This is a genomic window from Pseudomonas sp. S11P7, from assembly GCF_023195435.1.
Taxonomy (GTDB): domain Bacteria; phylum Pseudomonadota; class Gammaproteobacteria; order Pseudomonadales; family Pseudomonadaceae; genus Aquipseudomonas; species Aquipseudomonas fluorescens_G.
Map to the genome: position 1 here is coordinate 677,933 of NZ_JALPKS020000002.1, position 12,008 is coordinate 689,940.

Here is a 12,008-nt window from a genome sequence, read left to right on the forward strand (position 1 = left end):
GCGTGGCCCGGCGTGCTGATGGCTCGGGCCATGGCGGTCATGCCGATGATTGTTCTGCCTGGCGTCGGCGTTGCAGATCCAGGCGTGGTTTAGGGACGGGTTTGCGGCTGGGCTCTTCAGTGATAGAGCGCTCCAGTTGTTGCAGGCGCCCGGTAACACCTTCAGCCTCGCTGAGGTTATCGATGGCGTGCTGAGTCGCTTCCACCGTGTTCTGAACAGTCTCGACCAGAGCGGCTGTTTGAGCCGATATCTGGCGATACGCATCTACTACTGAAGCACCCTTTTCCATTAGGTCTGCAAAGTCCAGCTGTGCGAAGGGGGACATTTCTTCAACCATTGCCAGGACCTTTTCTTCAGCTTTGAGTCGCATTTGATCGACTTTTCCCATGATGATTCCTGGAACTGTTCCGTTTGCCAAGTCTTCTGCACTGTCGGCAACAGTCTGTGTGGCGTCGCGTATTTCGGCAGTGTGCAGCGCTTCCGTTAACCGGATTCCGCGTTTGAAGAAACGGTAGCGTATATAAGCGGCGCCGAGTCCTCCTAACAGTCCGCCGACGACGCCACCAATCGCGTTGCCGACGCCAGGGAGCGGACTTCCTGCCGCGCCGCCCAAGGCGCCTCCGATAGTGAAACCGGCACTAAAAGCTGCGATTCCGTTTTTACTGAATAAATAACTGCGAAAACTCACATTTTCCTTGGCTTGCGCAGTCATGTTCGCTTCTTCATCCGCTGGACCATCAAACACCGTCGCTGCGTCATGCACTTGGCTAGCAACGTTGGCAGTGGTGCGGAATAGATTGAGGAAGTCGGCAAATCCGTACTGCTTGCGCCCATCGATGTCGACATGAACCATAGGATTGTTCGACACCATCGCATACAGATTCAAACCATCCACATCCCCCGCGGGATCAGCGCTTGCCCAGCGTTGCAACCACGGCGCGTAATAACGGGCGCCGTAGTAATACAGCCCGCTGACATCCATTTCCTTGCCCGAATAGCGCACGAACCGGTAGCTCACTTCAAGCGCTGAGCGTGCGGCCATCCATGCGGTTTCGCCAAACGGGTAATACCCTTCCTGGCTGATCAGCCGCGCCTGTTGATCGAGTTCGATCACGCAGGAACCGAGATGATCCTCAAGGCTGTAGCGCAGTTGATCAGCGTCGATGCCTTCGGGTTTGTTCGCCACCCAGTGCAGGCAGCGTGCACTGCCGACGCTGATGATGTGCAGTTCTTCGCCGTTGTCTTTGCTGCGGATTTCCAGTCCTGGCAAATAGCGCACCTGATGAAAATGTTCGGCGTTGGCGGCCAGGTATTCGTGGCGTTTGCAGACCCGGACTCCCTGGCTGTACGCGTATCGCTCGATATCGCACTTCTGCTGCTCGCGGCCGACAAGCGTCACCTGTTGCACTTCGTCACGGTTGTTCCAGGTCAGAGGTTGGCCGGGGTGCACGGCCTGTTGATTGCCGTGGCGGTCGAACAGCGTGTCGAAGTCCGGTTCGCCATCGCCCGGTTTCCAGCGCACGCCGCGATTGCTTTGCGGGTCGACGCGCATCAGGCGGGTGTAGCTGTTGCCCGCGCGCACATGGCGCAACTCGATCAGGTTGCCGCCGTGGTCGTACTGGTAGGTCTGGGTGTAGTTGAGGCGGTTGTTCGGGTCGGTCGGTTGCGGCAGGCCGGGAATATCGCTTGGTGGCGCGTCGTCGTAGCCTGTGGCGTGAGTCAATCGGTAGAGCGAGTCGTAGCTGAATTCGCGGTGGCCGTCGACGCGCTGGTTGGCAAAATAATGCGGTTCGAACACATGATCTTCGATGCGTGTGATGTTGCCGACGCGGTCGTAAAAGTATTCGAAATCCTGCAGAACTTCGCCATTGTTTATGCGGCTGGACTGGGTGTGCAGACGGCCGTCGGCCGGGTCGTAGCTCCAGCGACTGCGCACATCGTTGCCGGCCAGTTGCTCAATGATCTGGTTGGCGGCGTTGTAGCTGATGTCTTGCAGCACCGCCTGCCAATCGCTGTGGCCGCTGATCAGCAGATGCAGTTGTCTGGGTTGTCCGGCGAGGCCGTAGCGCGAGCGTTGTCGATGGCCGCCGGCGTCGGTCTGCTCCAGCACAGCGCCCAGCGGGCTGAACACAAATCGGCTGGTGAGCGCTGCACCATCGTCGAAGGTGCGGGTTTCGCTCAATGTGTGGTCGGCAAGGGCGAAGCTGTCGGTGCGCAGAGAGCCCGAGCGATCCTTCTGTTCCAGCAACTTGCCGCGCTGGTTATATCCTGCATCAGCCGTGGCGCCAGCGTAAGTGAAGAGGTCGACACCGGCCTCGTTGTTTTCATCGACCGCCACTTTGCGCAGTTGCTCATCGAAGGTCGTGCGCCAATGGTTGCCGCGCGCATCCCAGCGCTGCAACGGCTCGCCCGCCAGACCCGGCAGATTCAAGCGCCAGCCGGCATCGACGCTGTCGGTTTTCAACCGTTCGCCGTTCAGTGCATGAATGGTAGTGAGGTTGGCCGCGGGCAGGCGTGGGTCCCGCTGGGCTATCAGTCTGCCTGCCGGGTCGTGCTGTTGGCGGGTGACCAGCGCGATGACGGCGCCGTTGGCTGTTTCGCGAAGGTACTCGATCCGCCGTACCGGCAACTCGCGAGGATCTGTCACGGCAAGCATCGGCGTACGCCAATGGACTGCTCCGGCTTTCATCCTTTGGTGATCCAGTTATAGACCCGCCCGTGCGGTTTTTTGTTTGCCTGATGAGCCTGTCTCAACAGGTGCTGATTGTCCGTTGTGCCCATTTCCTTGTAGTAGGCGAGCATGTTTTGCGCACGGGTGATGTGGCCCAATGTGGTGTTGGCCTGCTGGCGTAGCCCCGAGCGAGTGATCGGTGCCAGCGCTTCCGGGGACGTCATATGGGTGATGTTGGTCAGTACTTTTGCAGGATCGACGGCGTCAGTGCCCAAAGCATCGAAGGCGTTTTCTGCCCAGGCAGCGCGTTGCCCGACGGCAGCTTTCCATTCATCCAGCATTTTTTCTATTTTTTCGATTTTTGCCGGATCGAGCCGATTCTTGATGTCCTCGTTCTCCACGGCTCTGGTCAACAGCGTCAGAAAATGGGGAATGATCGAGAATACTGAGCCAACCACTCGATTCATCATGAAGTCGGAATTGAGGACGGAATTGAGCGCCGGGTCGAGCAGTTCCTCCCTCATGTCTGACCAGGAATTGATTTCGCTGACGGCGCCACTGACGCCCAATCGTTCGTCAATGGCACTGACCGACATTTTCGACGTCTGCGGAATAAGCGGACCAAACCCCAGCCCGGCACTCTCAGCTACCGGAGCGATCATGCCTGCAGTGACGTCGCCGGCGATGTTGCCGCCGATAAGCCCGGCGGGTGAGGGCAATATGTTGGCGTCAGGCATGGGAAGAACGGGTTCGACAAGGCCGCTTCCCAGATTGCCTCCGTGGTAAGTCGATGCAAACCAATGGGCACCTTCTACGCCAAGATTCAGCAGCATGTTCGCGGTCGCGGGCTGCGGATAGAGGATGTTATGTAGCTGGGCGACCACCTGTTGGGAATGTTCGTTGACTGCAGAAACGAACTGCGACGCCAGCATGATTACACCTTCCGCTCTTTTGTTTCCGTCTGGATCGACATAGCGCATCGGGTTGTTGCCCACAAACGCATACAGATTCAAACCATCCGCCTGCTCCGCATCCGTGCTGATCCAGCGCTGCAACCACGGCGCGTAATAACGGGCGCCGTAGTAATACAACCCGCTGACATCCATTTCCTTGCCCGAATAACGCACGAACCGGTAGCTCACCTCGAGCGCTGATCGCGTGGCCATCCATGCCGTCTCGCCAAACGGGTAATACCCTTCATGGCTGATCAGTTGTGCGTGTTGATCGAGTTCGATCATGCAGGAACCGAGGTGATCCTCAAGGCTGTAGCGCAGCTGATCAGCGTCGATGCCTTCGGGTTTGTTCGCCACCCAGTGCAGGCAGCGTGCACTGCCGACGCTGATGATGTGCAGTTCTTCGCCGTTGTCTTTGCTGCGGATTTCCAGTCCTGGCAAATAGCGCACCTGATGAAAATGTTCGGCGTTGGCGGCCAGGTATTCGTGGCGTTTGCAGACCCGGACTCCCTGGCTGTACGCGTATCGCTCGATATCGCACTTCTGCTGCTCGCGGGCGACCAGCGTCACCTGTTGCACTTCGTCGCGAACAGTCCAGAGCAGAGGTTGGCCGGGGTGCACGGCCCGTTGATTGCCGTGGCGGTCGAACAGCGTGTCGAAGTCCGGTTCGCCATCGCCCGGTTTCCAGCGCACGCCGCGATTGCTTTGCGGGTCGACGCGCATCAGGCGGGTGTAGCTGTTGCCCGCGCGCACATGGCGCAACTCGATCAGGTTGCCGCTGTGGTCGTACTGGTAGGTCTGGGTGTAGTTGAGGCGGTTGTTCGGGTCGGTCGGTTGCGGCAGACCGGGAATATCGCTGGGTGGCGCGTCGTCGTAGCCTGTGGCGTGAGTCAATCGATAGAGCGAGTCGTAGCTGAACTCGCGGTGGCCGTCGACGCGCTGGTTGGCGAAATAATGCGGCTCGTACGCATGATCTTCGATGCGTGTGATGTTGCCGACGCGGTCGTAAAAGTATTCGAAATCCTGCAGAACATCGCCATTGCTTATGCGGCTGGACTGGGTGTGCAGACGGCCGTCGGCCGGGTCGTAGCGCCAGCGACTGCGTACCTGGTTGCCAGCCTGTTGTTCGACGATCTGGTCAGTGGCGTTGTACTGCGCATCCTGCAACACCGTTTGCCAATCGGTGTGGCCGTTGATCAGCAGATGCAATTGTCTGGGTTGCCCGGCCAGACCGTAGCGTGACTGTTGCCGGTGGCCGCCGGCGTCGGTCTGCTCCAGCACCGCGCCCAAGGGACTGAACCGCCGCTGACTGCTGAACGCCTGGGCGTCGGCAAAAGCGCGGGTTTCTTTTAGCGCTTGGCCGGCGAGAGAAAAGCTGTCCACTGCCAATGTGCCCGAGCGATCGTTCTGTTCCAGCAATTGGCCACGCTGATTGCGTCCGGCATCAGCCAACGCATCGGCATAAATGAACCTGTCGGTTACCTCAGCGTTTTCAGCAAGCGTCAGCACGCGCAGTTGTGCATCGAAGGTCGAGTTCCAGCGCGTGTGGCGCTGGTCCCAGCGCTGCAACGGCTCCCCGGCGGGCCCCGGCAGGTGCAGGCGCCAGCCGGAATCGACGCTGGCGGACCGCAGTAGCGTGCCGTCGAGGCGGTGTACCGCGATCAGCGCCGGCACCGCAAGACGCGAATCCCACTGCTCGACCACTCGGCCCGCGTGGTCATGCTGCTGTCGGGTCACCAGGGCAACGGGCGGCTCATCGGCGACAGTGCGCAGATACGCGATCTGCCGCACTGGCAAACCGCGCGCATCGCTCACCGCCAGCGCCGGCGTACGCCGATGCAGGCTGGCGATCATGGCCGCCGCACCCTTTCTGGCAGCGGTGACTCGGCGGTGTCATTGAAGTCCTCGCTGGCGTGATACCACGGGTGATACGACTCGCGAGAAAAATCGCCCTTGGCGTTGATCAGTCTGATCTGTCGGCCCAACGCGTCATAAAACACTTGATCGAAATAGCCCGACTCGCGCAGCGACTGGTCGTTGACATAGCGGTGAGTGTTGGCAAAAAACGGTCGGAACTGACGCACCGGCAAGCCCTTGTTGTTGTATTCGACGCGTTCGCTGATGCGCCAGCGCGGGTCGGCATCGACTTCCTTGATCTGGCCGTTTTCCACGATCAGCGAGCCGTCGGCGTCTACCGCGTAAGCCATCCCGGGATCGACCAGTTGCTGAGTCTGCAAGGCTCGGCCAAAGCCGTCGACACAGGCCTTGATGATCTGGATCTGCGTCGGCACCGGATCGTCGGGGTAACGGTCGGCGCTGAGTACCACGCTGTGCACCGGTTCGCGATGCGCCGCGCTGATCGCCTCATACAAGACCTGTTCATCGGGCGTCAGGTGTGGCCGGCGCCGTTCCAGTTGCCAGCGCGCACTGGCTCTGACATGACCGCTGGGCAGGAGATAGCCTGCAGCGATCCATTGTGCGATTTCACCGGCCACGAGCCCCATCCAGCTGAACAGATCCTTGTGCAAGGTGCTGGCGGCTTTTTGCACGGTCCCGACCGGGTCGGCAATCGCCGCTTCCGGGCGGTGGTCTTGCGGACGTTGGTAGACATTCAGCGGCATGAACCCTGCGGGCAAGCCGTTCTCGGTACCGTAGAAACTGGTCGCCAGCGGCTGGCCGGAAGGCTCGTGCAAGGCTTCATGGATATTGTCGTTGGCGTCGACGATGCACCGTGGTTGCATCATGTGATAGTCGTAAGTGATGTGGGTGGTGCAGCCATCCGGCAGCTCCACGAGGCTGACCGCCAGCCACCAGGCGTCATATTCGGCGCGGGTGTCACCGTGACTATTGGTTTCGCGGTAGCGCAGTACCTTGTAGAAACCTTCGAGAGGAGCGTATTGAGCGTAACCGTAGCAGGCGGACCAGAGGTTCTGCTCGTCGTCGGGGGAGCACCGGAAACAGAAAATCCATGCTCGCATAGCCAATTTTTCTCAGCTCGTCGCGTATATCGATGCCCAGCGCGGGATCGCCGTAGGCATCCAGCGCAGTCTTGTCCAGTTGCGCTACTTCCAGTGGCCCGGCCAATGCTTCGAATCCGGCCACGCCATCGGGTAGCTCACGACCGCTCGTATCGACATAGCGTTGCACCGACTGGCTGGTCAATACGCGTTCGGCGTTCCAGTGCGCGCTCCCCTCATGCTCGATCAGATATTCATACGTGACCTGCGCCGGTTCCAGGCCTTGCGGCAGCGTGCCTTTGGGCAACACCAGAGCGTTGCTCCGCTGTTGATAGGGCAAGCCCAGGCGCCAGTAATCAGGCTCAAGCAGATCAATGAACCGCGCGCGCATCTCACTGACGTAGTAGCACTGTTGGCAAGGGTCATGGGCGTCACACCACCAGCGCTGTTCATCGGGGTCGTGGTACGGAGGCGTGTCCGTTTCGGTCAGTCGGCGGGCGTAGCTCACAGTCAGCGTATGGGTCGGCTGACCATGGGCGTTGAAGCGCAGATTGAGTTCTTTGCGGCACAGGGGATCATCGATGAAACGGTCGTACTGGCAGTCGATTTTTTCCAGTAGCAGCGGCAACAACACGGCAGCCGCATAAACGCCTTGCGGGCGTATCTCGCGGACCCGGTAGCGCAGCTCCTGCACCGCGTAAGGTACGGCGAGGCCGGGCACGTCCAGATCGGCTGCGGCCCAGGTTTCGCTGCGCAACACCGAACCGGCCAGGGCTCGGGCTATCTGGTAGCGAGTGTTCTCGTCCGGGGGCTCGATCGTTTCATCTTCGTCATCGTTGGCGTGATGGCGACTGAACAAGGTATCGCCCAGCGGTATCGCACCCGCATCGCGATTGAAATAGTCATCGCGCGGCAGATCCAGCGATTGCCCGGTGTGGAACCAGGTGCAGACCCGCACGGCCTCACTGAAACCGACATCATCGTCACCCGTGGCACTCTCGCTGTCGGCCTGCTGTAACTGACCAAAACCGCGAAATTCACGTTCGCGACTGTCGTAAGTGCCCGCGCGCCAGTTGAAGGTCTGGGTCAGACAGTTGCCGGTGATTTCATCGAGTTGCCGCTGTTTTTTCACCACCGGTACCGGGAAGGGCAAATGGCAGACCGGCAGGCGCTTGAGGGTCAGCAAGCGATGTTTTTCATCCAGCCATTCCTGCGCCGAACTGCGGTAGAGCACCTCGGCGCTGCAACCCATATTGTTGTTGCTGGTGGTCAGCAGATAGGGCTTTGTCGCAACGAAATCGTAGCGCCAGTGCTGTGGCTGCATGTACGGCACTGTCAGGATCAGGCTGGCACAACCGAGCCCTTGCAGGTCGGCGAAACTGACTTGCGTGAGGCGGTCGTAGCGCACACCGGCAGGCCATGGCACGCTGACCGGAATCTGCTCCAGACCATTGCCGCCGCGGTTCAGGTAGATATCGAACCCCTCGGAGCGCAGATAGATCAACGCTGTCGCGCCAGACCCGTCGACGTCGGCGAGACGCACGCGGGACGAGTCGAATTGGTCGTAACGAAAGGGCAGTTCGCTGATCTTGCGGCCCTTGCCGAACCGACCATGGCCGAGGTTCGGCCAGCAACGTATTTCGTCGTGGCGAATCCGGGACAGCTCAGGCATGTCACTGCCCAGAAAGTTGCCCAGCAGCACCCGTTCGGTTGGCGAATCACCGAACAACGGCAGCCGGTCATCGTCGGGTTGGTGGGCAACCTCTTCAGCGGCGGCGAAGCCGTGTTCGCGCCGGTTGGCGTAAACCTTGACCGAGTGCGGGCTGATCAAACCGATCGAGAGCAGGCCATCGCCACTGAAGTCACCGCGAACCGCGCGCGGGTTGAAAAAATCCAGCGGGAATGCACTGAAGGGGACGAAGTCGGCGAATTGATGTTTCGCTGTCAACGTGCGGAATCCGCTGCCGCCCGGTTGCGCTGTGATCCAGTCCAGACGCCCGTCACCGGTCAGGTCCGTGAGCAGTTGTTGCACCGCGCGGTTACGGTTGGCCACGGGAATCCGCTCCAGCGCGGACCACGGCCCGTAGGCAATTTCGTCAGTGCCCTGGGCGGCTCGCAGCGGTTCGCGGTAATACCAGCTCTGGTCATACCGACACAGGAAGCCCGGCAGGCCTTCGCCAAAGAGGTCCACGCACTGATAGAAACCAGCGTCTTCAATCCCCGGCTGAACGTCCTGTTCGAACAGACGCGTCGGGGTTTTATCGAGTTCGAAAGGGCTGTAGTCGAATTCGACCGGCGGGGTGTCCTCGACCAGGCCATTGGCATCGAACGCCTGATAGTGAGCCGCGCTGATCTGACTGAAAGCCCATTGCCCGGTGTTTTGGGGCTGGCGATATTCCAGCAGCAGACGGCGAGCGAGTTTTTTTGGCTCGCCGTTTTCAGCCAGTACGTCATGAAACATCAACACTTGCCGGCAAAGGCGGCGGGTGCCCAGTTCGAAGCCCTGGCCATGGGTGAAAAAACGGTCCGCTCGCAGCGCCCACGGTTCGAGGGTTGCACCGTCATAGACCGGGGTCCCGGTTAACGAAGTGCTGCGTTCGCCGTAGTCGAACACCAGATGGAAGTACCAGTCGAGTTCGCCGGGGTTGGGTGTTCCCCAGCTGTACAGCTCACGGCTGGCGGTTGAATTGCCATAGCACACCCGATGCAGATATCGCTGCGCGCGGTAGTCGTGCAGCGGGTCGGCGTCCTGGTCATCGGCCTTGTACTCGTAATAGATGTGATGACCGTGCGCGTTCATGCTTTCGCACAGCAGCCAGGCGCTGATTCGCTGTGGGTCATCGGGATCGGCGCGACGTGAAGCGGCGGTTTTGCCGTAAAGGTGCAGCGAACCGTCGGCACCGTGAATCAACCAGAAAACCGATGCATCCTCGACCTTGGTCCAGCGTTCGCGCAAGGCGAAATCGCTTTCGATTCGCGGCCAGTAGCGCACCACCCGGTGCAGGCCGATGGGGGCGCCGTTGTAGGTGGTTTCTTCACGCAATTGAAGGTCGCCGTCAACATTCAGCTCCGGCATCCACTCTTCGCCGTCGTGACCGATGATCTCATCGTGATCGGTGTAGCGCGGCACACCCTGGTTGGTACGACGACTGATCTGACCGACGCCGAGCAGGTTCCAGCCGATGCCAAAGGTACCGTTGCCGCTCTGGCTGCTGTAACTCAGCGACAACTGCGGATCCCAGCCACGCCCGGCCGAGGTGGGTATTGGCAGTTCAAACGACGCCGCGCCGGTCGGTCCGACGCTGCCCCAGCTTTTACCGATGGTGGCGATCGACGTGCTGGTGGCGATGGAGGGCGTGGTGATGCTCAGGTCTTGTGGCTCAGCCATGATCGAGTCCATTGCGCGCAGGGGGCGCGAATGGGTTGACGCTAACAAGAATCGCCGGGGAAGGGACCTGTCAGATCTGACAGGTGCGCAAGACTGTTTTGTGTGCTTGGCCAGGTTTTTTATCGCCAAATGCAGGCGCAAGCAAAAACGGCCGGGTCATCGCTGTGGATGAACCGGCCGCTTTCATTCGCGCAAAACGCTTACTGCACTTCGACCGCCAGGCTTTCGCTGATCTTCTGTTGCCAGATCGCAGGGCCGGTGATGTGCACCGACTCGCCTTTGCTGTCTACCGCCACGGTAACCGGCATGTCCTTGACCTCGAACTCGTAGATCGCCTCCATGCCCAGTTCGGCGAACGCCAGCACCTTGGACTTCTTGATCGCCTGAGCGACCAGGTAAGCGGCGCCGCCCACGGCCATCAGGTACACGGCTTTGTTGTCCTTGATCGCCTCGATTGCGGTCGGGCCGCGCTCGGATTTGCCGATCATGCCCAACAGGCCGGTCTGCTCGAGGATCTGCCGGGTGAACTTGTCCATCCGCGTCGCGGTGGTCGGGCCAGCCGGGCCGACCACTTCGTCACCGACCGGATCGACCGGGCCGACGTAGTAGATAAAGCGACCCTTGAGGTCGACCGGCAGGGTTTCACCCTTGTTGAGCATCTCGACCATGCGCTTGTGCGCGGCGTCGCGACCGGTGAGCATCTTGCCGTTCAGCAGCACGGTTTCGCCCGGTTTCCAGCTCTGCACGTCTTCCGGGGTCAGCGTGTCGAGGTTGACGCGACGAGCCGACGGACCGGCTTCCCAGACGATTTCCGGGTAGGCGTCCAGCGGTGGCGCTTCCAGCGAGGCCGGGCCGGAACCGTCGAGCACGAAGTGCGCGTGACGGGTGGCGGCGCAGTTGGGGATCATGCACACCGGCAAGGAGGCGGCGTGGGTCGGGTAATCCATGATTTTCACGTCGAGCACGGTGGTCAGGCCACCGAGGCCCTGGGCGCCGATGCCCAACTGGTTGACCTTCTCGAACAGCTCCAGACGCATTTCTTCGATGCGGTTCTGCGGGCCACGGGCCTTCAGTTCGTGAATGTCGATGGACTCCATCAACACTTCCTTGGCCATGACGGCGGCTTTCTCGGCGGTGCCGCCGATGCCGATGCCGAGCATGCCCGGTGGGCACCAGCCGGCACCCATGGTCGGAACGGTCTTGAGTACCCAGTCGACGATCGAGTCGGACGGGTTGAGCATGGCCATTTTCGACTTGTTCTCGGAACCGCCGCCCTTGGCTGCCACGTCCACTTCCACGGTGTTGCCCGGGACGATGGAGTAGTGAATCACCGCGGGGGTGTTGTCCTTGGTGTTCTTGCGCGCGCCCGCCGGGTCGGCGAGGATCGAAGCACGCAGGACGTTTTCCGGCAGGTTGTAGGCGCGACGCACGCCTTCGTTGATCATGTCGTCCAGGCCCATGGTGGCGCCATCCCAGCGCACGTCCATGCCGACACGCACGAACACGGTAACGATACCGGTGTCCTGGCAGATCGGACGGTGGCCGGTGGCGCACATGCGCGAGTTGATCAGGATCTGCGCCATCGAATCACGGGCCGCTGGCGATTCTTCGCGCAGGTAGGCTTCGTGCATCGCCTGGATGAAATCCACGGGGTGGTAATAGGAAATGAACTGCAGGGCGTCGGCAACGCTCTGAATCAGGTCGTCTTGCTTGATCACGGTCATGAGTCGCGCTCCTCTAAAACACGATGGGGCAGCTACAAGCTTCTAGCTTCGAGCGGCAAGTTAAAGCATTACGCGGACAGCTTGAGCTTGCCGCTTCAGGCTTGCGGCTTGTAGCTGTCCCTTTGTGGCGCGACGCTAAAAAGGCGCGGCAGTATACCGCGCATCAAAGGGGCGTACACGCGTCGGCGGTCATTCTCGGCGGCAGCTTCAAGCTTCAAGCATCGAGCGGCAAGTCGAAGCAGTCCGCGGACAGCTTTAGCTTGCCGCTTGAAGCTCGCGGCTTGTAGCTGCCCGCCTGGGCCAGGCGGGCCACAC

The 12,008-nt window shown here is 60.5% G+C and carries 4 protein-coding genes; all 4 read right to left on the reverse strand.

Annotation, left to right across the window (positions count from 1 at the left end):
* Positions 1–37: 37 nt before the first annotated feature.
* The 4 genes from M0746_RS03185 to M0746_RS03200 all read right to left on the reverse strand — a co-directional run bounded on the left by M0746_RS03185 (position 38) and on the right by M0746_RS03200 (position 11,693).
* Complete coding sequence (locus M0746_RS03185; RefSeq protein ID WP_258448178.1) at positions 38–2,689, reverse strand: RHS repeat-associated core domain-containing protein; 2,652 nt, start codon at positions 2,687–2,689, stop codon at positions 38–40.
* Positions 2,686–5,478: an RHS repeat-associated core domain-containing protein gene (locus M0746_RS03190; RefSeq protein ID WP_258448179.1), complete on the reverse strand. Its 2,793-nt coding sequence runs from the start codon at positions 5,476–5,478 to the stop codon at positions 2,686–2,688. The genes M0746_RS03185 and M0746_RS03190 overlap by 4 nt, the downstream gene beginning before the upstream one ends.
* Before the next feature lie 990 nt (positions 5,479–6,468).
* Entirely contained in the window at positions 6,469–9,969 is a 3,501-nt protein-coding gene (locus M0746_RS03195) for a SpvB/TcaC N-terminal domain-containing protein (protein WP_342454977.1), read from the reverse strand.
* Positions 9,970–10,169: 200 nt separating this feature from the next.
* Positions 10,170–11,693: a fumarate hydratase gene (locus tag M0746_RS03200; RefSeq protein ID WP_007916251.1), complete on the reverse strand. Its 1,524-nt coding sequence runs from the start codon at positions 11,691–11,693 to the stop codon at positions 10,170–10,172.
* Positions 11,694–12,008: the final 315 nt, after the last annotated feature.